Annotated in this window: 21 protein-coding genes and 1 tRNA gene; 8 read left to right on the forward strand and 14 right to left on the reverse strand. The window is 66.8% G+C overall.

Going from position 1 to position 24271, the window contains the following annotated elements; all coding sequences use genetic code 11:
* From ABIC32_RS09075 to ABIC32_RS09085, 3 genes are all read right to left on the reverse strand, one after another.
* Entirely contained in the window at nt 1–1035 is a 1035-nt protein-coding gene (locus tag ABIC32_RS09075) for an alpha/beta fold hydrolase (protein WP_354073943.1), read from the reverse strand.
* Nucleotides 1032–1952: a class I SAM-dependent methyltransferase gene (locus tag ABIC32_RS09080; protein ID WP_091750894.1), complete on the reverse strand. Its 921-nt coding sequence runs from the start codon at nt 1950–1952 to the stop codon at nt 1032–1034. Before ABIC32_RS09080 ends, ABIC32_RS09075 begins: the two co-directional genes overlap by 4 nt.
* Before the next feature lie 95 nt (nt 1953–2047).
* Nucleotides 2048–2854 (reverse strand): class I SAM-dependent methyltransferase, encoded by an 807-nt coding sequence (locus tag ABIC32_RS09085; RefSeq protein WP_354073944.1) that lies wholly within the window; start codon nt 2852–2854, stop codon nt 2048–2050.
* Nucleotides 2855–3125: 271 nt separating this feature from the next.
* On the opposite strand from ABIC32_RS09085, the gene ABIC32_RS09090 reads away from it, so the two are divergent.
* The gene (locus ABIC32_RS09090; protein ID WP_026108379.1) at nt 3126–3605 is read left to right on the forward strand and encodes an Hsp20 family protein; all 480 of its coding nucleotides are present in this window, start codon (nt 3126–3128) and stop codon (nt 3603–3605) included.
* Nucleotides 3606–3654: 49 nt separating this feature from the next.
* Here ABIC32_RS09090 and ABIC32_RS09095 read toward each other — a convergent pair whose 3' ends face one another.
* Both ABIC32_RS09095 and ABIC32_RS09100 read right to left on the reverse strand, forming a co-directional pair.
* Complete coding sequence (locus ABIC32_RS09095) at nt 3655–4131, reverse strand: RNA pyrophosphohydrolase (RefSeq protein WP_354073945.1); 477 nt, start codon at nt 4129–4131, stop codon at nt 3655–3657.
* Nucleotides 4131–5321, reverse strand: a complete 1191-nt coding sequence (locus ABIC32_RS09100) for a divergent polysaccharide deacetylase family protein (RefSeq protein ID WP_354073946.1) — start codon at nt 5319–5321, stop codon at nt 4131–4133. The genes ABIC32_RS09095 and ABIC32_RS09100 overlap by 1 nt, the downstream gene beginning before the upstream one ends.
* Before the next feature lie 191 nt (nt 5322–5512).
* Between ABIC32_RS09100 and ppc the strand changes: the two genes are divergently transcribed.
* A complete protein-coding gene (gene ppc, locus ABIC32_RS09105; protein ID WP_354073947.1) occupies nt 5513–8212 on the forward strand; it encodes a phosphoenolpyruvate carboxylase in 2700 nt (899 codons plus the stop codon).
* Here ppc and ABIC32_RS09110 read toward each other — a convergent pair whose 3' ends face one another.
* Both ABIC32_RS09110 and ABIC32_RS09115 read right to left on the reverse strand, forming a co-directional pair.
* Nucleotides 8213–9178: a magnesium and cobalt transport protein CorA gene (locus ABIC32_RS09110; RefSeq protein ID WP_055807418.1), complete on the reverse strand. Its 966-nt coding sequence runs from the start codon at nt 9176–9178 to the stop codon at nt 8213–8215.
* A 139-nt stretch (nt 9179–9317) separates the two neighbouring features.
* Nucleotides 9318–11504, reverse strand: a complete 2187-nt coding sequence (locus ABIC32_RS09115; protein WP_354073948.1) for a M3 family metallopeptidase — start codon at nt 11502–11504, stop codon at nt 9318–9320.
* Between the two features lie 129 nt (nt 11505–11633).
* On the opposite strand from ABIC32_RS09115, the gene ABIC32_RS09120 reads away from it, so the two are divergent.
* Nucleotides 11634–12491, forward strand: a complete 858-nt coding sequence (locus tag ABIC32_RS09120; RefSeq protein ID WP_045809950.1) for a glutamate racemase — start codon at nt 11634–11636, stop codon at nt 12489–12491.
* Nucleotides 12492–12495: 4 nt separating this feature from the next.
* On the opposite strand, the gene ABIC32_RS09125 is transcribed toward ABIC32_RS09120, so the two are convergent.
* The 5 genes from ABIC32_RS09125 to argH form a co-directional block, all read right to left on the reverse strand.
* Nucleotides 12496–13485 (reverse strand): cation diffusion facilitator family transporter, encoded by a 990-nt coding sequence (locus tag ABIC32_RS09125; protein WP_354073949.1) that lies wholly within the window; start codon nt 13483–13485, stop codon nt 12496–12498.
* Nucleotides 13486–13563: 78 nt separating this feature from the next.
* Nucleotides 13564–14193 (reverse strand): hypothetical protein, encoded by a 630-nt coding sequence (locus ABIC32_RS09130; protein WP_354073950.1) that lies wholly within the window; start codon nt 14191–14193, stop codon nt 13564–13566.
* Nucleotides 14194–14269: 76 nt separating this feature from the next.
* Nucleotides 14270–15544, reverse strand: coding sequence for a diaminopimelate decarboxylase (lysA, locus tag ABIC32_RS09135; RefSeq protein WP_354073951.1), 1275 nt, complete (start codon nt 15542–15544; stop codon nt 14270–14272).
* Nucleotide 15545: 1 nt separating this feature from the next.
* Nucleotides 15546–15776 carry a hypothetical protein gene (locus tag ABIC32_RS09140; protein ID WP_055807399.1) on the reverse strand — a complete coding sequence of 77 codons (231 nt, stop codon included), beginning with the start codon at nt 15774–15776 and terminating at the stop codon, nt 15546–15548.
* Nucleotides 15773–17212, reverse strand: coding sequence for an argininosuccinate lyase (argH, locus tag ABIC32_RS09145; protein ID WP_502909324.1), 1440 nt, complete (start codon nt 17210–17212; stop codon nt 15773–15775). Before argH ends, ABIC32_RS09140 begins: the two co-directional genes overlap by 4 nt.
* Between argH and ABIC32_RS09150 the strand changes: the two genes are divergently transcribed.
* On the forward strand, nt 17211–17876 hold the full coding sequence (locus tag ABIC32_RS09150) for a TlpA family protein disulfide reductase (protein WP_354073952.1): 666 nt from the start codon (nt 17211–17213) through the stop codon (nt 17874–17876). The two genes, argH and ABIC32_RS09150, sit on opposite strands and share 2 nt — an antisense overlap.
* Before the next feature lie 6 nt (nt 17877–17882).
* Here the strand turns inward: ABIC32_RS09150 and ABIC32_RS09155 are convergent, their stop codons facing one another.
* Together ABIC32_RS09155 and ABIC32_RS09160 are read right to left on the reverse strand one after the other, a co-directional pair.
* Entirely contained in the window at nt 17883–18194 is a 312-nt protein-coding gene (locus ABIC32_RS09155; RefSeq protein ID WP_354073953.1) for a hypothetical protein, read from the reverse strand.
* 512 nt (nt 18195–18706) lie between these two features.
* Nucleotides 18707–18783 (reverse strand) — tRNA-Met (locus ABIC32_RS09160).
* Nucleotides 18784–18971: 188 nt separating this feature from the next.
* On the opposite strand from ABIC32_RS09160, the gene ABIC32_RS09165 reads away from it, so the two are divergent.
* From ABIC32_RS09165 to ABIC32_RS09180, 4 genes are all read left to right on the forward strand, one after another.
* Entirely contained in the window at nt 18972–20207 is a 1236-nt protein-coding gene (locus tag ABIC32_RS09165) for a PQQ-dependent sugar dehydrogenase (RefSeq protein WP_354073954.1), read from the forward strand.
* Between the two features lie 58 nt (nt 20208–20265).
* On the forward strand, nt 20266–20487 hold the full coding sequence (locus tag ABIC32_RS09170; RefSeq protein ID WP_055807382.1) for a hypothetical protein: 222 nt from the start codon (nt 20266–20268) through the stop codon (nt 20485–20487).
* Between the two features lie 204 nt (nt 20488–20691).
* Nucleotides 20692–21897 carry an acetyl-CoA C-acetyltransferase gene (locus ABIC32_RS09175; RefSeq protein ID WP_039243871.1) on the forward strand — a complete coding sequence of 402 codons (1206 nt, stop codon included), beginning with the start codon at nt 20692–20694 and terminating at the stop codon, nt 21895–21897.
* 17 nt (nt 21898–21914) lie between these two features.
* Nucleotides 21915–24107, forward strand: a complete 2193-nt coding sequence (locus ABIC32_RS09180) for a 3-hydroxyacyl-CoA dehydrogenase NAD-binding domain-containing protein (protein WP_354074122.1) — start codon at nt 21915–21917, stop codon at nt 24105–24107.
* The last annotated feature ends 164 nt before the right edge of the window (nt 24108–24271 follow it).

The raw sequence follows: 24271 nt of genomic DNA on the forward strand, positions 1-24271 counted from the left end.
TCAAACCGCCGTCACGTCCGCAGTCCTCGCCGAAGGATCGGCGGCCGCGTCGGCCGTAGGCGCGACCAAATCGGCCATGGCGTCGAACTCGTTCAGGAAGACCGCGCGCAGGTCGTCGGCCTCCATGATGACCTCGTGCTTGGCGCCGGCGACCTCGACGTAGCGGCCGCGCGGGATGCGTTTGGCGGCCCATTGATTGGTCTGTTTCCACACCACGTCGTCGGCGCTGGCCTGGACGATCACGACCGGCGCCTTGACCGCCTTCAGGGCCTTGGGCTTCAGCGCGCGCTCGCCGGCGTCCAGCGCAAAGGCCAGCCAGCCGTAGGTGGGACCGCCGATGGCCAGGTGCGGGCAGGCGTAAAGCTGCTGACGCCACATCTCATAGCGGGCCTCGTCCGAGGTCAGGGCGTCTTCGGCGAAGTTGTGGTCGAAGGGATCGTCGGGGTCGCCCAGGATATAGTCGCCGGCCTGGCCGTGGCGAATGTTCCAGCGCACCACCAGCTTGACCGACCACATCGACCGTTTGCCGGTCTTGATGCGCAGCATGGGGCTGGACAGGACCGCGCCGGCGAACCGGTCCTCGCCGCTCTCCAGCGACAACAGGTTCAGGCACGCGCCCATCGAATGGCCGACCATGATCCACGGCTTGGGGCACTGGTCTTCATAGGCGTTCAGTAGGCGATTGTAGTCATCCAGAAACTCCTCGACCGCACGGGCGTGACCCTTCAGCCGGTCGGGCAGCAGGCGGGCCGACAGCCCTTGGCCGCGCCAGTCGTGGGTCAGCACGCACCAGCCGCGCGCCAGGAAGTTGCCGATCACCTCATAGTATTTTTCGATCGGCTCGGTGCGGCCGGGGCTGAGCACCACGGTGCCGCGCACCTTGTCCGCTGCGAGATGAGACGGCTTCCACAGCCCGGCGCGCAGGCGCATTCCGCCCGCGCCGCGAAACCAGTCGCCCTTTCCGCCGGGCGGCGGGGCGGCGCCGGGGACCCCCATCAACGGGGCGTTGGCGGCGAAGGCTTGGGCGCGGTTCACTCGGGCTTCCTGAACTTCAAGGTCATGCGATCGCTCTCGCCGATCGCGTCATATTTGGAGCGGTCGAAGGCGGGGTCCGCCGGTTCGCCGCGCGGCGCCGTCAGGCGCGTGGGCGCCAGGGTGTCGACGCCGAAAGGATGGTCCTTGGTGTCTTCCGGATTGGCATTGATCTCGGACGCCTCGACGAAGACGAAGCCCGCCTCGGCCGCCAACTGGCGCACAAAGGCTTCCTGCACATAGCCGTTGGCCGCGACCGGGTCCTGATCCTGCGCAGGGGCTAGCCGGTGCTGTTCGATGCCCAGGATACCGCCGGGGCGCAGGGCGGCGAAGGCGTCGGCGAAGGCCTTTTCCGCAATGCCCGCCGCCATCCAGCCATGCAGGGTTCGCATGAACAGGCACATCTCGGCCGTACCCGCTGCGGTCACCGGGCCGGACCCCGCGCCGAAGACCGAAAACTGCGGCTCGCCATAAAGCTTCTTGTCGCTGGAGAACCGCGTGCGGAAGGCGGTGTTCAGCACGGCCTGCGCCGGATCGGCGGTCGGTCCTTCGGGGAACAGGGCGGCGACATAGGTGCCCGCCCCCTTGGCCAGATAGGGCGCGAGGATTTCGGTGTACCAGCCGCTGCCGGGCCAGAATTCCACCACCGTCATCTTGGGTTGAAGACCGAAGAACCGCAGCGTCTCCATCGGATGGCGGAAGGCGTCGCGCGCCTTGTCCTGGGCCGAACGCCACGATCCCTCGACCGCCCATTCCAGCGAGCCCTCCGGCGGCCCGGCCGGCGTAGGCGGCGCGGCGGGCGCCTTTGCGGCCTCGTCCTTGCGCCCGCAAGCCGCCACGCCGGTCAGCCCCAGCGCCGCAGCGCCGCTCAGCAGAAACCGACGCGACAATCCGCTCGCGCTCGCCAGACGATCAGCCATTCAAAACCTCCGCAGGACGCCGGGACCCGCGTCCGACGCACCCTGACGCCTTGGGCTTAATCGGGTTCGCAGGTCCGGTCAAAACGCAAGACAGCCTATTCGGGCTTGCGGAAACGCAGGGTCATCCGGTCGCTCTCGCCGATGGCGTCGAAGGCGGCGCGTTCCTCGGGCGTCAAGGTGCGGCCGGATGGATCGTTCCGCGCGGCCGACTGGCGGATCGGCGGCAAGGTCCAGACGCCGAACGGGTGATTGTGGTCGTCCTTGGGATTGGCGTTCAACTCGCTGCGCGCCTCCAGCACGAAGCCGGCGTTGCGCGCCTCATGGATCACGTAGCTTTCGGGCACATAGCCGGTGGAGGCGACGTCAGCGACATTCAGACCCTCCGCGCTGCGGTGCTGTTCGACAGCCAGCACGCCGCCGGGCTTCAAGGCCTTGAAGAAGGCCTGCAGATACGGCTGGGTCCGGCCGTCGCGTGACCAGTTGTGGAAGGCGCGGGCCACCAGAATGAAGTCGGCGGTTCCGTCCGCCACGCCCATGCTTTCCAGCGGGCGATTGACCGGCACATAACGCCCGCCGGTCGCCGCCGCATAGGGTTCAAGGATGTGCCGCCACCAGCTGGCGCCGCCCGGCTCGATCTCCACCACCGTCATGCCCGGCGTCAGGCCCCAGAAGGTCAGGGATTCATACGGATGACGATAGACGTCGCGCGCCCGGTCGGCGGCGGGGCGGGTCTCGGCGGCGATGGCGGTCTGCAAGGCCGTATCGTCGGAGAAGGTCGGCATGGCGCTGGACAGGGCCGAACGCGGCGGCGTCCACGCGCCCTGGGTCTGGGGCGACTGTTGGGCCAGGGCGGGGGCGGCGGACAGCAGGACGGCGGCGAGGCCGTAGACGGCAAGGCGCATGATCGAGGGCTCCAGGTTCAGGTCGTTCTCCATAGGCAGGCGGACCGCCCACGCAAATGAACTTCGCGAGACACAGGCGGATTTGACGCAAGCAAAATCGTGCGGGCGGCGCCCTTGACGCCATTTTACCGGTTCCCATCTTTGCTTCCGAGGACGCCGATTTCGGGTTCTCCAGACTGACGGCGCCGGTTTCGGGTCGTCGATCTGATCTCCTACCGTCCGGGCCAAAACGCCGGGCGGCTCAACCTTGCTGATCCTCAGGAGGATGCTGATGCGTACCTATGATTTCACCCCGCTGTACCGTTCGGCCGTCGGCTTCGACCGTCTGGCCAATCTGCTGGAAAACGCCTCGCGCGCGACCAGCCAGGACACGGGTTATCCCCCCTACAACATCGAGACCACGGGCGAGAACGCCTATCGCATCGAGATCGCCGTCGCCGGCTTCAGCCCCGACGAGCTGAACATCGAGGTGAAGGAAAACCTGCTCACCGTGACCGGCCGCAAGACCGCCAACGACGATACGGCGACGCAGAAGACCTATCTGCATCGCGGCCTGGCCGAGCGCGATTTCGAGCGCCGCTTCCAGCTGGCCGACTATGTCGTCGTCAACGACGCCAATCTGGTCAACGGTCTGCTGTCGATCTCGCTGAAGCGCGAACTGCCCGAGGCGCTGAAGCCCCGCCGTATCGAAATCGGCGCCGGCCAGCCGCTGATCGAAGGCCAGGCTGAGAAGAAGGCTGAAGCGGCCTAAGCCGTTTCAAGGCCAACTATGAAAGGGCGGCGTTCGCGTCGCCCTTTTTCTATGCCGCCAGGTGCGAGAAGGCGGCGACGACCTGTTCATAGGCCGGGCGTTTGAACGGCACGATCAGGTCGCAGGCGTCCGAGAGCGGCCCCCAGCGCCAGGCGTCGAACTCGACCTCGTCGTCGGCCGCCAGATCGATCTCGGCTTCGTCGCCGGTGAAGCGGAAGGCGAACCACTGCTGCTTCTGACCCTTAAAACCGCGCCAGGCCTTGGCGTTGTTCATGGCTTCGGGCGGGAAGTCGTACAGGATCCAGTCGTCCGTCCGCGCCAGCAGTTCGATCGAGGTGACGCCGGTCTCCTCATGCAGTTCGCGGCGGGCGGCCGCTTCCAGATCCTCGCCCGCATCGACGCCGCCTTGCGGGAACTGCCAGCTATGCGGGCCGGGAGTGGCGTGGCGCTGGCCGTACCAGACCAGGCCCTCGCGGTTGAACAGCACGACCCCGACATTGGGCCGATAGGCGTCGAGATCGGACACTAGCGCCCCGGCCGCATCGACATGGACGAGGCCGGCGCCAGTTGCAGGCCGCGCTGTTCCAGGCCGGCGGTCCAGCGGGCGGCGGCCTCGACCGTCACCGGATAGCTGAAGCCGGCCCCTAGGGCCGAACCGCGTAGCTTGGCCTGGGCCTCCAGACCATTCAGGGCGGCGACGATGGCGGCGGGCGACTGGGTCCGGTCGATGACGCGATCCGCGCTGGCCCGCGCCCAGGCGCCCGGCCGACGCTGGAACGAGCCGTCGTCCAAGAAGGCGACGCCGCGCTGGCGCAGGACGCTCAGGAAGGCGTTCATACCCGTGTCCGAGCCGGCGAACCGGTCGCCCAGATAGTTGGTCACGCCGAAATAGCCGGTGGCGCGGCTCAGCAGCCAGTCCATCTTGGCGGTCACGTCGTCGGCGCCGCCGTCGGCCAGCAGCGTATAGGGGCCGGGGTCGTTGTCGGGATAGCCGGTCGGCTCCATCGGCATTTCCAGCATGACCTCATGGCCCTGCGCGCGCGCCTGGTCGATCCAGCCCTGCAGATTGTCGGCATAGGGCACGAAGCTGAGCGTGACCTCCGGCGGCAGGCGTTCGATCGCCGCGCGGGTGGTGACGGCGTTCAGGCCCAGCCCGCCGACGATCAGCGACACGCGCGGCTTGCCGTTGGGACGGAACGGTCGGGCATAGGCCTGGGCCGGCACGCGGCCGTCGGGCGCGATCATCGGCAGGGGACCGTTCGATCCGGGTTGCGACAGGCCGGCGATGGGAGCCTTGGCCAGGGGCGAGGCGGCGTGGACCGGCGCCGTGATGGGCGCGCCCTGACCCGAGACGCTGCCGCCGTCCGGCAGGGTGATGACGGCGTCGCCGCCCGCGGTCGGATCGGCGCCGCCCGCGAGATTCTGATACAGCCCCATCGCGCCCATGGAGAAGGCTTCGAAGCCCGTCGGCGCCGGCGCTTGCGCTGCGGGTGCCTCGCGTTCCAGCGCGACATGGGCCGAGGGTGTTCCCGCCTTGGGATCACCCAGCACCGTCAGGAACAGGGCGCTGGTGCTGAGCAGCAGCAAGCCCGCGAGACCCGCCGCGACCGGCGGCTTCTTCAGGGCGTCGACGACAGGTTTCAGGCTCGGGCCGTCCTTGGCGCGCGGGGCGGTCCCGGCGGTGGCGGCGAGTGCGGATTGGCGTTTGGCGAACATGGGCAAGAGTGGAACCGATCTGGAATCCTACGCCCGCATCATCGCGCGCCGTCGGTTAAGAAACCCTAACGGGCGGTTCACCATGATCGACGCGGTGATTTCTGGTGGCGGCTGTCACGGATCGTGCGTTGACGCGGGCGACGTCGACCTTCCAGATGCCCATCTCCCCGTGCCGACCCAGGATATTTAAGATGATGAGCCCCGCCGCTGATGACGCCCTGCGTGACGAAGTTCGACTCCTGGGCGGCATTCTGGGCGACATCATCCGCGACGAGGGCGGTCAGGCCCTGTTCGACCATGTCGAGGCGGTGCGACAGGCTTCGATCGCCTATCACCGCGACCCGGCCTCGCACCCCGCCAAGCGTCTGGAGAAGCTGCTGACCGCCATGTCGGTGGATCAGGCGGCCGGCCTGGCGCACGGCTTTGCCTTGTTCTCGCTGCTGGCCAATATCGCCGAGGACCGCTCGACTCGCCGTCGCGCCCAGAGCCAGGCCGAGGCCGGCGCCCGGCCCGACACTCCGGAAGGCGCGCTGAAGCGTCTGGCCGATCAGGGTGTGGACCGCGAGGCCGTGCGCGCCCTGCTGGATCAGTCGCTGATCTCGCCCGTCCTGACCGCCCACCCGTCCGAGGTCCGGCGCAAGAGCGTCATCGACCGCATCGCCGCCATCACCGACCTGCTGGACGCCTGCGACAAGGCCGGCGACGCCTGCACCCTGGACGCCATCGCCGAACCGCTGCGCCGCCAGATCGTCATCCTGTGGGCCACGCGTCTGGTCCGCACCCAGGGGCTGGTGGTGCAGGACGAGATCGACACCGTGGTCTCCTTCCTGGACCGCATCTTCCTGCACGTCGCGCCAAAGCAGTTGTCGGCCTGGCGGCGGTTGCTGGAGGCGCCCGAGCTGAAGCCCTTCATGCGCGTCGGCACCTGGGTCGGCGGCGACCGCGACGGCAATCCGAATGTGGACGCCACGGTGATGGCCGCCGCCTTCCGCACCCAGGCGCGGGCCGTGCTGACCTTCTATCTGGACGAGGTCCACGCCTTGGGCGCCGAACTCAGCCTCGCGGCCGAACTGGCCCAGGTGTCGCCCGAGCTTCAGGCCCTGGCCGACGCCGCCCACGACCCCTCGCCCCACCGCGCGGACGAGCCCTATCGCCGCGCCCTGACCGGCGTCTACGCTCGCCTCGCCGCCACGCATGGAAAGCTGGGCGACGCCCCCCCACCCCGTCGCCCGGCGGTCCAGGCCGAACCTTATCCGGGTCCCGACGCCTTTGAGGCCGATCTGAAGACGCTTCACGACAGCCTGGTGTCGCACCACGGCGGCGTCTTCGCCGACGACCGGCTCAGCGACCTGATCACGGCGGTCGAGGTGTTCGGCTTCCATATGGCGACCCTGGACATGCGCCAGAACGCCGACGTCCACGAACGCGTCGTCGCCGACCTGTTGAAGGTCGCGGGCGTCCAGTCCGACTATCTGGCGTTGGACGAGGAAGGTCGCCTGAAGGTGCTGGCCGCCGAACTGGCCTCGTCGCGCCTGCTGTTCAGCCCCTATGCCGACTATGAGCCGGAAACCCTGAAGGAGCGCGCCATTCTTCAGGCGGCCGCGACCGCACTCGCTGCCTTCGGGCCCCAGGCGATCCGCACCCATATCGTGTCCAAGACGGACGCGGCGTCCGACCTGCTGGAAGTCTATCTGCTGCTGAAGGAGGTCGGTCTCTACCGACCCGAAAACCCCGCCGCCTGTCCCATCCAGGCCGCGCCTCTGTTCGAGACCATCGAAGACCTTCGCGCCGCGCGCCCCACCCTGGAGCGGCTGCTGCAGGAGCCCTCCGCCCTCGCCGTCGCCAAGGCGCGAGGCGTGCAGGAGGTGATGATCGGCTATTCGGATTCGAACAAGGACGGCTCCTATCTGACCTCGGGCTGGGAGTTGCACGAGGCCTCGCGCGCCCTGGTCGAGGTGACGCAGAAACACGGGCTGAAGCTGCAACTGTTCCACGGGCGCGGCGGCACGGTCGGGCGTGGCGGCGGCTCGGCCTTCGCCGGCGTCCTGGCCCAGCCCGAAGGCACGGTCCAGGGCCGCATCCGCACCACCGAACAGGGCGAGGTCATCGCCAACAAATACGGCGAGCCGGAGATCGCGCTGCGCAATCTGGACGCCCTGACCTGCGGCGCGATGCTGGCCTCGCTGGGCAAGGGGACGGATCACGCCTTCACCGCCGAACATGGTGCGACCCTGTCGGACCTGTCGGCGCGTTCGATGGCCGCCTATCGCAAGCTGGTCTATGAGACCGACGGCTTCGTCGACTACTACCGCGCCGCCACCCCCATCGCCGAGATCGCCGATCTGAAGATCGGCTCGCGCCCCTCGTCGCGCACCGCCTCGACGCGGATCGAGGATTTGCGCGCCATTCCCTGGGTGTTCAGCTGGTCGCAGAGCCGGGTCATGCTGCCCGGTTGGTTCGGCTTCGGCTCGGCGGTGCAGGGCCAGGACATGGGCGAGCTGAAGGCGATGGCCGAGGCCTGGCCCTTCTTCAAGACTTTGGTCCAGAACATGGAGATGGTGATGGCCAAGTCCGACATGACCATCGCCCGCCGCTATGCGACCCTGGTGCCCGACGCCTCTCTGGCTTCGCGCATCTATGGTGAAATCCGCGAGGAGTGGCAGCGCACCCACGACGCCATCCTGGCCATCACCGGCCATGACGCCCTGCTGGGCGGCCAGCCGGAGCTGGACCGGCTGATCCGGCTGCGCATGCCCTATGTCGAGCCGCTGAACCACGTCCAGATCGAACTGATCCGCCGCCGCCGCGCAGGCGACGACGACCCCCGCGTCCGCGAGGGCATCCTTCTGGCCATCAATGGCGTGGCGGCAGGCTTGCGAAACAGCGGCTGACTACAGCCACTTCGTCCGTTTGAACGTCACATACAGCGCCGCACAGATGGCCGCGATCACGCCCAAGACGGCATAGTATCCGTATTCCCAGCGCAGTTCGGGCATGTGCTCGAAGTTCATGCCGTAGATGCCGGCGATGGCGGTCGGCACGGCCAGAATGGCGGCCCAGGCGGCGAGTTTGCGGGTGATCAGGCCCTGACGCTGCTGTTCGAGCAGGTTGGCCACTTCGAAGACCGACGACAGGATGTCGTTCAAGCCCCCCAGCCGGCTGTTCACCCGCCGCACATGGTCCCCCACGTCGCGGAAATAGGGCCGCACGTCCGGGTCGATACAGGGCAGGTCCAGCGACTGGAGCCGTCCCAGCACCTCCTCCATCGGCCCCAGGATGCGCCTGAACTTCAGCAGCTCGCGGCGAAGGGTGAAGAGCCGGCGGATTTCCAGGCGTGACAGAAAAGCGTCCAGCGTCCGCTGCTCCATCTCCAGAACGCTGTCCTCGACATCGTCGACGATGGGGGCGTAGGCGTCGACGATGAAATCCAGAATGCCGTGCAGGACGAAGTCGGGACCCTTCTTGAGCTGCAGGGGCGAGGCTTCCAGCTGTGTGCGCAAATGGTTGTGGGCGCGGGCCGAGCCGTGACGGATGCTGACCACATGGTCGTCACCGACGAAGACGTGCGTTTCGCCATAGGCCAGCCGGTCATCGATCTTCATCGCCGTGCGCGCCACCACGAACAGCTCGCGGCCATAGACCTCGACCTTGGGCATCTGGTGCGCCGCCAGGGCGTCCTCGACCGCCAGCGGATGCAGCTTGAACCGTTCCACCAAGACGTCGATCTCGGCGTCCGTCGGATCGTATAGCCCCACCCAGACGAACTCGCCCGGCTCCAGCGCCAACCCCTCGGGCGTCAGCGGCGCCTCTCGCACCCGCTGGCCGTCACGATAGACGTAGGAGGCGACGACGGTCATGCGGGGGTTCCGGGATCTGCGCAGGTCTCGACCTGCTCTAGGCCAGGTTTCCGCCAAACGAAACGGCCGGCGGATCGCTCCGCCGGCCGTTAGGTTTACGAATGCGCTCAACTCGCGCGAAGCGCGGTAGCGCCCTTGATCAGGAAACCGGGAAGCCCCGGACCTTCAGCAGGGCCGCCACGTCCGGGTCGCGACCGCGGAAGGCGCGATAGGCTTCGGCGCGATCGGTGGTGTTGCCCGGCGCCAGCATGATCGACTTGAAGCGGCCGGCGATGTCTGGATTGAACACGTCGCCCGACTCTTCGAAATAGGCCCAGGTGTCGGCGTCCATCGTCTCGGACCACAGATAGCTATAATAGCCCGCCGAATAGGCGTCTGACGTGAACAGGTGATTGAACTGCGGAAGGCGGTGCCGCATCACGATCTCCTTGGGCATGCCGATCCGCGCCAGGCTGGCCTTTTCGAACGCGTCGATGTCGGTCGGCGGCACGGCCTGGGTGTGCAGGTCCATGTCGACGATGGCCGAGGACAGATAGCTGACCGTCGCATAGCCCTGGTTGAAGGTGGCGGCGGCCTCGATCTTGTTGACCAATTCGGCCGGCATGGCCGCGCCTGTCTGATAGTGCTTCAGATAGCCGTCCAAGATCGGGCGGCTCAGCACCCAGTGCTCGTGCACCTGCGACGGATATTCGACGAAGTCGCGCGGCGTGTTGCCGTACGACGGATAGGTCACCACCGACGACAGATAGTGCAGGGCGTGGCCGAACTCGTGGAACAGGGTCTCGGCGTCGTCCAGCGAGATCAGAACGGGCTCGCCTGGCTCCGGCTTGGTGAAGTTGTTGTTGTTCGAGGCCAGGATGACCTTGGCGCCGTCGAGCTGCGAGAACGACCGATAGGTGGTCATCCAGGCGCCCGAACGCTTGCCCGGACGGGCGTAGTCGTCGGTGTAGTACAAACCGATCAGTCGGCCGTCCCGGCTCTTGTCATAGACCTCGTAGGCCTCGACGTCGGGCTCGAAGGTCGGCACCGATCCCTTGGGCAGCTTCTTGAACTGGAAGCCGTACAGGCGTTCGGCCATGGCGAAGGAGCCGGCGCGGACCGCGTTCAGCTCGAAGTAGGGCTTTAGCTGGTTCTGATCCAGGTCGTATTTGGCCTTACGCACCTTCTCGGCGAAGTAGAGGTAGTCCCACGGCTCGATGTCGAAGCCGGCGATCGCCTTCATGTCGGCGACTTCCTCGGCGACGCGGGCCTTGGCCGGCGCCCAGACGCGGTCCATCAGGGCCTGAGCATTGGCCGGGGTCTTTGCCATCGTGTCCTGCATGCGCAGTTCGGCGTGGTTGCGATAGCCCAGCAGCTTGGCGCGTTGATCGCGCAGCTTCACGATCTCGGCGATGGTCGAGTTGGTGTCGTTGGCGTCGCCGTTGTCGCCGCGATTGACGAACTTCTTCCAGACCTGCTCGCGCAGGGCCCGGTCGTCAGCGAAGGTCAGGAAGGGATCGACCGCCGAACGCGTGTTCAGGATCGCCCAACCTTGCAGGTTGCGGCTGCGCGCCGCGCCGGCGGCGGCGGCCTTGTTGGAGTCTGGCAGGCCCCGCACGCCGGCCTCGTTGGGGATCAGCGTCCAGGAATTCTCATCAGCGACGACCTTCTGGCCGAAGCGGGTGAAGGCGTTGGACAGGGCGGTGTTGATCCGGCCCAGTTCGGCCTTGCCGGCCGCGTCCAGATTGGCGCCCGAACGGATGAAGGCGTCGCGGCGACGCTCGGCCAGACGCTTCTGCTGAGCGCTGAGGCCTGCTGCATCCGCGGTGTCGGCGACGGTCTTGACCCGCTGGAACAGCTTCTCGTTGAAGGTGATCTCGTCCGAAGCAGCCGACAGCAGCGGCGACAGCTCGGTGTCGACCGCGTCATAGGCTTCGCCCCCGATGTTGGACGTCATCACGCCATAGACGTTGGACGCCCGGTCCAGCGGCTCGCCGGCCAGCTCCAGCGCCGCCATGGTGTTGGCGAACGTCGGGGCCTCAGGGTTGTTCGCGATGGCGGCGATGTCGGCGCGTTGCAGTTCGATACCTTCCAGCATGGCTTCGCGCAGCTTGGCCGGCGTCACCTTGTCGAAGGGCGGAACGCCATCATACTTCCCGGTCCAGGCCTGCAGCAGCTCGGCGCGCGGCGTCTGGCTGGGCAGGACGGCGCGGGCGATGCGCGCTTCCTCGGCCACGCTGGCGGCGGACGGCGCCGCAGCGGACCCGCCCGAGGTCGCGCCTGTGGAAGCGCAGGCCGACAGGGCCATCAGGCTGCCGCCCGCGATGAGAAGCTGGCGTCTATGCATGGAATGCTCCGAAACAAGATCATGGTTGCGATACACTTAGGCGCACGGATCGGCCCCGTCACCTGACGCGGGGATAAACTTGTCGCCAATCCGGTTGGATACGTCGTCGCACTGTTCTAAAGCCGGGCCATGGCTATTGGCGTTTTCGACTCCGGCGTGGGCGGTCTGACCGTCCACCGTGAACTGACCCGACGCTTCCCCCAGCGGGACTTCGTCTATCTGGCCGATCAGGCCCACGCCCCCTATGGCGGGCGCGGCGGCGAAGACATCGTCGAACTGACGAAAACCGGCTGCGAAAGGCTGTTCGACGCCGGCGCCTCCGTCGTCGTCCTGGCCTGCAACACCGCCAGCGCCATTGCGCTTCGCCGCCTGCAACAGACCTGGCTGCCGGGTCTGCGCGAGCGTCTGGGCCGCCCGGTCAACATCCTGGGCATCATCGTCCCGACCATCGAGGCGGCGACCGGCAAGCCTTGGAGCTTCGAGGCCGAGCGCCCGCAGGAAGGCGAAAAGGTCGCCTCCATCGACATCACTGGCGTCTTCTGCACCGCCGCCACGGCCATCAGCCGCGTCTATGAAATCGAGATCGACAAGCGGCGCGAGGACATCGCCGTCTTTTCCGAGCCCTGCCCCGGCCTGGCGGGTTTGATCGAGCTGGGCGCGCCGCCGGAGGAGCTGAAGGTGGTGATCGACGACCACGTCGATGCGCTGCGTCGCCGCATCGGCCGCCACCCGGACAAGGCCATTCTGGGCTGCACCCACTATGAGATCGTCGCCGAACTGTTCGCCCAGGCCCTGCCGGCCGGCACCGTTCTGATCGAACAGCCGACGGCGGTGGCGGATGCGTTGGAGCGCTATTTCAAGGCGCACCCCGAATACGATCTGGGCGACAGCGGGCGTCGCGACTTCCTGACCACCGGCCAGGCCGGGCCTCAGTCGGAACTGGTGTCCCAGTTCTGGGGCGCGCCCGTGACATTCGAACAGGCCTGAGGGCTCAGCAGCCCGGGCAATCCGGCAGCGGCTCGGTCTCCAGCTGCAAGGTCGTATGGCCGATGGCGTAGCGCTTCGCCACCGCCTGGGCCTCGCAGATCAGGGCCGCCGTGTCGGCGCGGTCGTGGACCAGGTGGGCGGTCAGCGCCGTCTCGGTCGTCGACAGTCCCCAGACGTGCAGATCATGCACGGCCCGCACGCCCGGCAGGCCGACCAGCGCCTGTTCCAGAGCCGGCACGTCGACGCCCGTCGGGGCGCCGTCCATGGCCAGATTGACCGAGTCCTTCAGCAGGCCCCAGGTCGACCACAGGATCACGATCACGATCGCCAGGCTGACTAGCGGATCGACCACCGACCAGCCGGTCATCATGATCAGCCCGCCCGCCAGAACCACGCCCAGCGACACGCCCGCGTCGGCCATCATGTGCAGATAGGCGCCGCGCGCGTTCAGATCGTGCTGCGACTTCATGAACAGCAGCGCGGTGCCCAGGTTGATGACGAAGCCGATGCCCGCGACCGCCATGATGACGCCCGACCCGACCGGCGCGGGCTCGTTGAACCGCCGCACGGCCTCGAAGGCGATGGCCCCACAGGCGAAGATCAGCAGCAGCGCATTGGCAAGCGCCGCCAGCACCGTCGCCTTGCCGAAACCATAGGTGCGCCGACCGCCCGCCGCCCCATGTGCGCCGCGTCGCGCCAGCCAGGCCGCGCCGCCCGCCATGGCCAGACCCAGCACGTCCGACAGATTATGCCCGGCGTCGGCCAACAGGGCGGTCGAATCCGCGATCAGGCCGGCGCCGAACTCGCACGCCACGAAAACCAGATTGACCACCAGTCCGACGGCATAGCGCCAGTCGCCGGTGTCCACCGGGCCGTGGCTATGACCGCCGTGGCTGTGGCTGTGTCCGTGGTGGCTGTGGGAATGCCCGTGGTCGTGACCCGCATGATCGTGGTCATGCCGGCGGCTGGGGCTGTGGTCGTGCGCGGCGTTCATGGCTCGCCTATACGCCCTCTGGCGAAACAGCCAAGCCGATACATGATAACGCATTGAATGTTATCATGTAATATCGCGTCAGTGTTGATGCATGGCGACCATGAGGCCAAGACCGATCAGGGCCACGCCCAGCACCGCGCCCTCGTATCGCGCCCATCGCTCCAGCCGCAGGATCGAGGCGCCGGCGCTGGCCAGAGCCGTGAAGACCGCCATGCCGGCGATGGTCCCCGCCGCGAACACCACCGTCAGCAGCGCCAGGGCGCCAAGGCCCGCCGAGGCCGACGACAGATAGATGGGCAGCAGCACTTCACCTGGAGAAACCGCCATCATGGCGACCAGACCGAGGAAGGCGGCCTTATCGGACACGGCCGGCTCGGGCGTCTCGACCGCAGGCCCGCCGGCCATGGCAGGACGCTTAAGGGTCGCGCGGGCCAGATAGAAGGCGCCGAACAGGAACAGCAGCACCGCCGCCAGGTGGGGCAGCACGCCCTCAATCCACTGATCCAGCGCCAGACCCGCCGCCACGATCAGACCACCGACCACCGCCGTCGTGGCGATATGGGCCAGACCCGCCGCCGTCACCGCTATCAGAATCCGCGACGGTCGCCAGCCTTGCGCCCGCCCCACCAGGGTGAAGGGCAGCCAATGCGTCGGCAGGGCCGCATGCAGAAAGGCCGCAACGAAGCCGCCTCCCAGTAGGGAAAGCATGACAGACTGTTCGGGGCCGGGGGACATGACCGGCCCTATAGCGTGTTACTTTATAACAGTCGAGAAGAATCGGCGATCAAAGCCAATCGGCGAACGGCTCGCGGTCCAGCATCTCTTCATAGGTCGGGCGGGGCCGGATCACCGCCCACTGATCGCCATCCACCAGCACCTCGGGGATCAGGGGCCGGCTGTTGTATTCGCTGGACATCACCGCGCCGTAAGCCCCTGCGCCGGTGAAGACGATCAGGTCCTCGGCCTCCAGCGGCGGCAGCGCGCGGTCCCGCGCGAAGGTGTCGCCCGTCTCGCACACCGGCCCGACCACGTCATAGGACGTCGCCGCACCCCCGCGCGGATTGACCGGCTGGATGTCGTGAAAGGCGTCGTACAGCGCCGGCCGCATCAGGTCGTTCATCGCCGCGTCCAACACCAGAAAGCGCCGTCCGTCCGAACGTTCGTTGACCTGGATCACCTGGCTCAACAATACCCCGGCGTTGGCGGCCAGCAGCCGGCCCGGCTCGAACGCCGCCTCGACATCCAGCCCGTTCAGAACCCGCGCGGCCATGGCGACATATTCGGCCGGCGACGGCGGCTCGGCGCCGCCGGAATAGGGCACGCCCAGCCCGCCGCCCAGATCCAACCGGGTCACGGCATGACCCTGCGCCCGTAGTTTGCGCGTCATGTCCGCCAAGACCTCGAAGGCGGCCTTCAGCGGCTCAAGATCGGTGATCTGGCTGCCGATATGACAGGCCAACCCCACCGGCGTGACATGGGGCGAGGCCGAGGCGCGGGCATAGAGGTCCATCGCCTCCTCGACCGGCACGCCGAACTTGTCGCCCTTGCCGCCCGTGGTGATCTTGGCGTGACCGCCCGCGCCCACGTTCGGATTCACCCGGACGGCGATGGCCGGCGACGCATCCATCATGGCTGCAACGGCGATCAGCCGATCCAGCTCGGCGCCGGATTCGATATTGATCTGACGCACGCCGACGCTGATGGCGAAGGCCATTTCCACATCGGTCTTGCCAACGCCGGAGAAGATGATCCGGTCGGACGGCACACCGGCGGCCAAGGCGCGGCGGATTTCGCCCTCGGAGACGGTGTCCGCGCCGGACCCCAGTTTCGCCAGGGTCGCCAACACCGAAAGGTTGGAGTTGGCCTTAACCGCAAAGGCGATCAGGGCCTCGCCCAAAGCGTCCCGATGCGCATCGGCGGCGGCGCGCAGCAGGCCGTAATGCCGCTTCAGGGTCGCGGTCGAATAGACATAAGCCGGCGTGCCGACCTCGTCCGCGATCAGCTCCAGCGGCACGCCCTCAGCATGGAGGGCGCCGTCCTTCAGGTCGAAATGGTGCAACTTACCGCGGGTCGTTCTGGGCGGCGCCGGCGCCGATCGGGTTGGACGGGCCACCGTCGATCGGCACGCTGCTGGACGGACGGTTCATGGTCGCCGGCTCGGGCAGCCCCGGCGCGCGACTGCTGCGCGGCGCACGCTCGGTCTCGCGCACCGGCGATTCCAGATCGGCCATCCGGCCGCAGGCGGAGGTCAGGAGGGCGAGCGCGCCCGCGAGGATCAGAGATTTTTTCACAAGCGGGCTCTCCAGTCGGCGATGCGCGCACGGACCTGTTCCGGCGCGGTTCCCCCATAGCTTTGGCGGCTTTGGCACGAAGCCTCGGCGGTCAGCACCTTGTAAACCGCTTCGGTGATCCCCGGCTCCAGTTTCTGCATTTCTTCCAGCGGCAGTTGCGACAGATCCACGCCCAGCGTCTCTGCCTGTTTGACCGCCGCCCCCGTCACATGGTGCGCCTTCCTGAACGGCAGGTTCAGTTCGCGCACCAGCCAATCGGCCAGGTCCGTCGCAGTCGAAAAGCCCGCGCCCGCCGCCTGGGCCATTCGTTCGGTGTTGGGTTGCAGGGCCGACACCATCGCCGTCATCGCGACCAGGGCCAGATCCAGGGCGTCGAACGCCTCGAACACCGGTGGCTTGTCCTCCTGCATATCCTTAGAATAGGCCAGCGGCAGGCCCTTCATCACCGTGGACAGGGCCACCAGCGAGCCCATGATCCGGCCGGTCTTGGCCCGCACCAGTTCGGCGGCGTCCGGGTTGCGCTTCTGCGGCATGATCGACGAGCCGGTGGTCAGGTCGTCGGGCAGGCTGGCGAAACCAAACATCGGCGTCATCCACACCACGATCTCCTCAGCCAAGCGCGACAGATGCCCTGCCGTAATCGAGGCGGCGGCCAGGCTTTCCAGCGCGAAGTCGCGGTCCGACACGGCATCCAGCGAGTTCGCCATCGGCCGGTCGAAACCCAGATCCGACGCCGTCGCCTGACGATCGATGGGGAAGGGCGAACCGGCCAGGGCCGCCGCCCCCAGCGGGCTTTCGTTCATGCGGGCGCGCGCATCGCTGAAGCGCCCGGCATCGCGGCCAAACATCTCGACATAGGCCATCAGATGGTGACCCAGGGTCACGGGCTGGGCGGTCTGCAAATGGGTGAAGCCGGGCATCAGGTCGCCGGCATGCTGTTCGGCGCGCGTCAGCAGGGCGGCCTGCAAGGCCTTCAATTGCGCGACCGAGCGATCGCAGGCGTCGCGGACCCACAGGCGGAAATCGACCGCGACCTGATCGTTGCGACTGCGCGCCGTGTGCAGCCGGCCGGACGGCTCGCCGATCAGTTCATTGAGGCGCGCCTCCACATTCATGTGGATGTCCTCGAACTGATCGCGGAAGGGGAAGGTCCCGGCCTCGATCTCGGACTGGATGACGTCCAGCCCGCCCAGGATCGCGTCCGCATCGGCCTGCGCGATGATGCCCTGCTTGGCCAGCATGCGGCAGTGGGCCCGCGATCCGGACAGGTCCTGACGCCACAGGCGCTGGTCCACGCCGATGGAGACGTTGATCGCCTGCATGATCTCGGCGGGGCGCGACGAAAAGCGTCCGCCCCACATGTCTTGACCCGCGGGCTTCACCGGCGCAGTCGAACCGCCGGATGGATTGGCGTCGGAAGAAGGTGTTTCGGTCATGAGCGGCTCAAGAAAGGCGATCTGGGCGGTCGTCGGCGCGGTCGTCGTCGTCAGCACCATCGCCGGCGCCGGCGGCATGGCGATGTCGCTATACGCCAATCATCGCCAGAAGGCGCAAGTCGAACAGACGACAACCGCCGCTGCGGCGCCAAAAAGCGACCTGGCGCGCTTCGCGGTCGGATCCCTGGCCGCGCTTTCGACCCCGGCCGAGACGCCGCCGGCGCCCGAATACGCCTTCCGCGACCGCACCGGCACGGCCGTTCGCTTTTCGGCCTTCCAGGGCAAGGTCGTGGTCGTGAATCTCTGGGCGATGTGGTGCGCGCCCTGCAAGGCGGAGATGCCCACGCTCCAGGCGCTGGCGAAGGCTTATGAGACCAACGAGGATCTGGTCGTCTTGCCGATCAACGTGGACGCCACACCCGAAGCCGCAGCCGAGGCGAAACGTTTCCTGGCCGACCACGCCCCCCTGCCCTTCTACAGCGACGCCAAATTCCAGCTGCCGTTCGAGTTTCCCGGCAAGGGCGCCATGCCGCAGACCATCATCCTCGATCGTCAGGGCCGCATTCGCGCCGTGATGAAAGGCGAGGCGGACTGGTCCAGCCCGGAGGCCCGCGCCCTGATCGATGCGATCCTGGCGGAAGGCGGCGCGCCGCCTCCCGCCTGATTGACCTTAGTTGTTATTGGCCGGCACGCGCTGATCGGTCGCGGGATTGATCGCGCCGGGCTTGCCCTCGGCCGCAGCCTCAGCCTGTTCGTTCTCCAGCTTGTCGGCGACCTTGCCGGCGCCGCTCTCGACCGCCTGCGCCGCCTTCATCGCGCCGCCCTCGATCACTTCGCCGGCCTGAGACGCCACATCGGCCGTCTTGTCGGCGGCAGCCTCGGCATGCGCCTCGGTCTTTTCCTGCTCGGCCTGGGTGCAGGCGGCCGCGCCCAGCGTCATTGCGGCCACGGCCGTCATCAGGGCTTTGGTTCGGATCGTCACGACGAAACTCCGGTCAAGGTTGAAAGCTCGACCGAAAAACGCAGCACAACGGCGCAGGTTGCAGCCAGCCAAAGCAACGGCAGTCGTTACGCGCAACTCACGATCGATCGCTGCGCGCGTTGTATTTGCTAGTTGGGACGAGACATGAGACCGTAGATCATCAAGGAGACACGCATGTTCGCAACATCATTGGCCTTTGCATCCACGCTAGCATTGCAAGCATTAGCTCAAACCCCTCCAGCGACGACAGCGCCGTCACCTCAGGTTGCCGCTGAGGACCAAGCAGCGCCCCCTCCCCGGGCGCGCCGCGTCTGCGAGCGGCGAGCCCTGACAGGTCGCAGGCTTGAGCAGACCATCTGCTATACGCCTGAGCAATATGCTGCTCTGGTCGAGGCCAAGCGCAAGGAACTTCGCGAAATTCAGAGCCGAGACGCCGTGCAATACGACCGCTCGATCGTCGGCATTCCGCCTGGACCGCTTTGAACTGACGACTTTGCTCAGCATAGTGGAAATGGTGACTGGAGGCGGGATCGAACCGCCGACCTGTGGGTTATGAATCCACCGCTCTAACCATCTGAGCTACCCAGTCCCGGGCCCTGCGCGAGGCCGGGGCCAGCGCGAAAGAGGCGTGCCTATATCTCCGTCGGGCGCGCGGTTCAAGTCGTCTCGGACCAGAACCTGCGGCGATAGAGCGCAAGACGGCTTGCGGCAGGAACGGTAACGCTGGCCTCGCCGTTTCGTAACGACTGCCTACAGCCCAGCCGGAGCTCGCCCTTCATGCGCCTGATTGTCGCCGCCGCCTCGACATCCCTGCTCGTTCTCGCCGCCGCCTGTGGCGCAAATAGCGAGAGCGCCGGCGCCGCGCCTCAGGCTGGGGCCCCGCTGGAAACCCGTCCGGCGAACAATCCGGATCAGCAACCGGCCTTCGCCGGCCAGACCCGCGCGCCGGGCGTCAAGACCGAACAGGCCATGACCCACACGGTGGTCGCCTCGGGGCTTGTCCACCCCTGGGGTCTGGCGGCCCTGCCCGACGGCCGCTGGCTGGTGACGGAAAAGCCGGGTCGTCTGCGCATCATCACCGCTCAAGGCCAGGTCGGCGAACCGGTCGCGGGCTTGCCCGCCGTCGACGCGCGCGGTCAGGGCGGCCTGCTGGATGTGATTGTCGGGCCGAGCTTTGCGCAGGATCGCATGATCTATTGGAGCTATGCCGAACCCCGCGAGGGCGGCAACGCCACCTCGGTCGCGCGCGGGCGTCTGTCGGACGACGGTTCGCGTGTCGAAAATGTACAGGTCATCTTCCGCGCCCTGCCCGTCTATGACGGCGACAAGCATTTCGGGTCGTCCCTGGCCTTCGCGTCGGATGGCAAGCTGTTCATCACCCTGGGCGAACGATCGGACAAGCCGATGCGGCCCCAGGCGCAGGATCTGGGCTCGCACATGGGCAAGACCATTCGCATCAACGACGACGGCACGGTCCCGCAGGACAACCCCTTCGTCGGCCGCGCCGGCGCTCTGCCGGAAATCTGGAGCCTAGGACACCGCAACGTCCAGGGCGTCGCCGTTCAGCCGGGAACGGGGGCCATCTGGACCATCGAACACGGCACGCGCGGCGGCGACGAGGTCAATCTGGACAAGGCCGGCGCCAACTATGGCTGGCCGGATGCGGCCTACGGCGTCGAATATGCGGGCGGCGCGATCAACAGCGGCGCCACCCAGACCCCTGGCACCGAACAGCCCGTCTATTACTGGGATCCGGTCATCGCACCCGGCGGCGCGACCTTCTATCAGGGTGCCATGTTCCCCGGCTGGGACGGCAACCTGCTGGTCGCGGGCCTGAAGGAAAAACACATTGCGCGTCTGGTCATCCAGAATGATCGGGTGGTGGGCGAAGAGCGCCTGCTGACAGACCTAGGCGAACGCATCCGCGACGTGGCGGTCGGCGCCGACGGGTCGGTCTGGGCCATCACCGACGAGCAGAATGGCAAGCTGGTCAGGCTGTCGGCGACGCAGTAGTCTTCGAGGGCCGGGGGGCTATGTGGAGCGGTTGACGCTCCAAAGGGAGCACCGAACCATGCGTATCCTCATCCTTTCCGCCGCCATTGTCCTGCCGCTGCTTTCGGGCTGCGGCACGATGGGCGCGACCAATAGCTATCAGCAGGAGCTGAACGCCTTGGAAGCCGCCTGCACGCGTGACCAAGGCATTCTGACGCCGACTGGCGTTCAGACCGGCCGTCCGCAGACCGAATACGCCTGCAAGATCACCGGCGGCGCCACGCGTATTCCGCCGCGCTGACAGCGGGCGCTCGGCCGGCGTTTCCACGCTCTCATACCGTCAATTTGGCGAGGCATCCGCCTCAAGCGGCCGCGATCACGCGGCTTATTACTTGACGTTGACGTAAACGTAGGGTTCTTGGCGTCCACGCTTGGAACCGCCTTGTCCGTCGTGCCGCGACCTGCCGCACGTTGAGGATGGGCCCAAAGATGGAGACGCACTTCCATGGCTGACGCCTATATCTACGACGCCGTCCGCACGCCGCGCGGCAAGGGCAAGAAGGACGGCTCGCTGCACGAGATCACCGGCCTCAGCCTGGCGACCCAGGTGCTGGAAGCCCTGCGTGATCGCAACGACCTGGACACCTCCAAGGTCGACGACGTCATCCTGGGCTGCGTCACGCCCGTGGGCGAACTCGGCGCCGACATCGCGCGTACGGCCGTGCTCTCGGCCGGTTGGTCGCAATATACGGCGGGCGTCCAGATCAACCGCTTCTGCGCCTCGGGCCTGGAAGCCGTGAACATGGCGACGGCCAAAGTGAAGTCCGGCGAGGCCGACTTCGCAGTCGGCGGCGGCGTCGAAGTCATGAGCCGCGTGCCCATGGGTTCGGACATGGGCGCCTGGCCGACCGACCCTTCCTCGGCCTTCCCGACCTATTTCGTGCCGCAGGGCGTCTCGGCGGACATGATCGCCACCAAATACGGCTTCAGCCGCGACGACGTGGACGCCTATTCGGTCGAGAGCCACAAGCGCGCCGCCAAGGCCTGGGCCGAGGGCCGGTTCAAGAACTCGGTGATCGGCGTCAAGGACCAGCTGGGCCTGACCATCCTGGATCATGACGAGACGATCCGTCCGAACACGGACATGCAGGCGCTCGGCGGCCTGAACCCCTCCTTCGCCATGATGGGCGAAATGGCCTTCGACGGCGTGATCAACCAGCGCTACCCCGAGGTCGAACGCGTCAATCACGTCCACACGCCCGGCAACTCGTCCGGCATCGTCGATGGTTCGGCCGGCGTTCTGATCGGTTCGCTGGAAGCCGGCCAGGCCCTGGGCCTGAAGCCGCGCGCCAAGATCCTGGGCGGCGCCTCGATCGGCTCGGAGCCGTCGATCATGCTGACCGGCCCGGAATATGTGACCCGCAAGCTGCTGAACAAGCTGGGCATGACGCCCGACGACATTGACCTGTGGGAACTGAACGAGGCCTTCGCCGCCGTCGTCCTGCGCTACATGCAGGCGCTGGACATCGACCACGCCAAGATGAATGTGAACGGCGGCGGCATCTCGATGGGCCACCCGCTCGGCGCCACCGGCGCCATGATCACCGGCATCGCGCTGGACGAGCTGGAGCGCTCGAACAAGTCGACCGCTCTGGTCACCCTGTGCATCGGCGGCGGCATGGGCACCGCCACCGTCATCGAACGCGTCTGATCCAGGAGCAAATGGATATGGAAAACTTCAAGATCGACGTCGACGCCGACGGCATCGCCCTGATCACCTTTGATGTTCCGGGCCGTTCGATGAACACCCTGACCTCCTCGGTGATGAAGGAAATCCCCGAGCTGGTCGAACGCATCAAGACCGACGACGCCATCAAGGGCGCCGTCATCACCTCGGGCAAGGCCTCGGGCTTCTGCGCCGGCGCGGACCTGGGCGACATGGCCGGCGGCGTGCTGTCGGGCGGCGGCGACCTCCAGAAGGCGTTCGACGCCGGCTGGAAGCTGAACGGCGCCTTCCGTGCGCTGGAAACCTCGGACAAGCCGATCGCAGCTGCGATCAATGGCCTGGCCTTGGGCGGCGGGCTGGAGTTCACCCTGGCGGCCCACTACCGCGTGGTCGAGAATGACAACAAGATCCAGCTGGGCCTGCCCGAAATCAAGGTCGGCCTGTTCCCCGGCGGCGGCGGCACCCAGCGCCTGACCCGCCTGGTCGGCGTCCAGAACGCCATGATGGCGATGAGCGAGGGCAAGTCCTTCCGCCCGAACGACGCCAAGGGCGCCGGCATCGTCCATGAAGTTGTCGAAAAGGGCCAGTCGGTCGAGGCCGCCAAGGCCTGGATCAAGAACGGCGGCAAGGCCGTCCAGCCTTGGGACGAGAAGTCGTTCAAACTGCCCGGCGGCGGCCCCTATCACCCGGCCGGCATTCAGAACTTCATGGTCGGCAACGCCATGCTGCGCAAGCAGTCCTACGGCAACTATCCGGCCGTGGTGAACCTGATGAAGGCCGTTTACGAAGGCGCCCAGGTGCCGATGGACGCGGCCCTGCGTATCGAGACCCGCTACTTCATCAAGACCCTGATGACGCCGCAGGCCCAGGCCATGATCCGTTCGCTGTTCCTGTCCAAGCAGGAACTGGACAAGGGCGCCGTGCGCCCGGCCGGCGTGCCCAAGTCCGATCCGAAGAAGGTCACGGTCATCGGCGCCGGCATGATGGGCGCGGGCATCGCCTATGTGCAGGCGCTGGCCGGCATCGAAACCATCCTGATCGACCAGACGCAGGAAGCCGCCGACAAGGGCAAGGCCCACGTCGAGGAGCTGCTGAAGAAGCGCCTGTCACGCGGTCAGCTGACGCAGGAGAAGTATGACGCCCTGCTGGGTTCGGTCACGGCGACGACCGACTATGAGCTGATCAAGGGCTCGGACCTGGTCGTCGAGGCCGTGTTCGAGAACCGGGAGATCAAGGCTGACGTGACCAAGCGCGCCGAGGCGCAACTGGCCGAGGGCGCCGTCTTCGGCTCCAACACCTCGACCCTGCCGATCACCGGTCTGGCCGAGGCCTCGGTGCGGCCCGAGGACTTCATCGGCATCCACTTCTTCTCGCCCGTCGACAAGATGATGCTGGTCGAAATCATCCTGGGCGAAAAGACGGGTCAGGCCGCCATCGCCAAGGCGCTGGACTATGTGCTGAAGATCAAGAAGACCCCGATCGTCGTCAACGACAGCCGCGGCTTCTACACCTCGCGCTGCTTCTCCACCTTCCTGATGGAGGGCATGGCGATGCTGGAAGAGGGTTACGGCCCGGCCCTAATCGACAATGTCGGCCGCATGACCGGCATGCCGCGCGGCCCGCTGGAGATGCACGACGACGTCGCCCTGGACCTGTCCTACAAGATCGCCAAACAGACGGCGCTGGATCTCGGCGACAAATACGTCCCATCGGAAGGCGCCGACATCGTCGCCAAGATGGTCGAGGGCGGTCGCTTCGGTCGCAAGAACGGCAAGGGCTTTTACGATTATGACAGCAAGCCCAAGACGATCTGGAAGGGTCTGGGCGAACTGGCTCCGACAACCAAGGGCATCGACCAGCCGGAAGAGCCGACCGCCTTCGCTCAGATCGACGAGCTGAAGACGCGCCTGCTGTATCGTCAGGCCGTCGAAGTGGCCCGCTGCTGGGAAGAGGGCGTCATCGACGACCCGCGCGAAGCCGATCTGGGCGCCATCCTGGGCTGGGGCTTCGCGCCCTGGACCGGCGGCCCCATAAGCATGATCGACGGCATCGGTCTGGCCAAGTTCGTCGAGACCGCCGACCGTCTGGCCGCGACCTACGGCGACCGCTTCAAGGTCCCGCAGTTGCTGCGCGACATGGCGGCGAAGAACGAGACCTTCTACGGCAAGTTCGCCCCGGAGAAGGCCGCCGCCTGATCGGTTGCGGACATCCACAGAAGACGGAACGGGCGGCCTTGGGGTCGCCCGTTTTCGTTTGGCACCACTTTTTCTTTCTTCATTCCGGGCGCGCAGCGCACACCCGGAATGACGAAAGGGGAAGATGCTCCGCTATCAAAAGAAAGACCCGCTCGACACGAGGT

The organism is Brevundimonas sp. 1080, from assembly GCF_040545985.1.
Classification (GTDB): Bacteria; Pseudomonadota; Alphaproteobacteria; order Caulobacterales; family Caulobacteraceae; genus Brevundimonas.

Bases quoted from the DNA above. Each gene is read 5' to 3' on its own strand.
- ABIC32_RS09080 (WP_091750894.1), bottom strand. From the start codon at position 1,952: ATGGCTGATCGTCTGGCGAGCGCGAGCGGATTGTCGCGTCGGTTTCTG.
- ABIC32_RS09085 (WP_354073944.1), bottom strand. From the start codon at position 2,854: ATGCGCCTTGCCGTCTACGGCCTCGCCGCCGTCCTGCTGTCCGCCGCC.
- ABIC32_RS09090 (WP_026108379.1), top strand. From the start codon at position 3,126: ATGCGTACCTATGATTTCACCCCGCTGTACCGTTCGGCCGTCGGCTTC.
- ABIC32_RS09100 (WP_354073946.1), bottom strand. From the start codon at position 5,321: ATGTTCGCCAAACGCCAATCCGCACTCGCCGCCACCGCCGGGACCGCC.
- ppc (WP_354073947.1), top strand. From the start codon at position 5,513: ATGATGAGCCCCGCCGCTGATGACGCCCTGCGTGACGAAGTTCGACTC.
- ABIC32_RS09110 (WP_055807418.1), bottom strand. From the start codon at position 9,178: ATGACCGTCGTCGCCTCCTACGTCTATCGTGACGGCCAGCGGGTGCGA.
- ABIC32_RS09115 (WP_354073948.1), bottom strand. From the start codon at position 11,504: ATGCATAGACGCCAGCTTCTCATCGCGGGCGGCAGCCTGATGGCCCTG.
- ABIC32_RS09120 (WP_045809950.1), top strand. From the start codon at position 11,634: ATGGCTATTGGCGTTTTCGACTCCGGCGTGGGCGGTCTGACCGTCCAC.
- ABIC32_RS09125 (WP_354073949.1), bottom strand. From the start codon at position 13,485: ATGAACGCCGCGCACGACCACAGCCCCAGCCGCCGGCATGACCACGAT.
- ABIC32_RS09130 (WP_354073950.1), bottom strand. From the start codon at position 14,193: ATGCTTTCCCTACTGGGAGGCGGCTTCGTTGCGGCCTTTCTGCATGCG.
- ABIC32_RS09150 (WP_354073952.1), top strand. From the start codon at position 17,211: ATGAGCGGCTCAAGAAAGGCGATCTGGGCGGTCGTCGGCGCGGTCGTC.
- argH (WP_502909324.1), bottom strand. From the start codon at position 17,212: ATGACCGAAACACCTTCTTCCGACGCCAATCCATCCGGCGGTTCGACT.
- ABIC32_RS09165 (WP_354073954.1), top strand. From the start codon at position 18,972: ATGCGCCTGATTGTCGCCGCCGCCTCGACATCCCTGCTCGTTCTCGCC.
- ABIC32_RS09170 (WP_055807382.1), top strand. From the start codon at position 20,266: ATGCGTATCCTCATCCTTTCCGCCGCCATTGTCCTGCCGCTGCTTTCG.
- ABIC32_RS09175 (WP_039243871.1), top strand. From the start codon at position 20,692: ATGGCTGACGCCTATATCTACGACGCCGTCCGCACGCCGCGCGGCAAG.
- ABIC32_RS09180 (WP_354074122.1), top strand. From the start codon at position 21,915: ATGGAAAACTTCAAGATCGACGTCGACGCCGACGGCATCGCCCTGATC.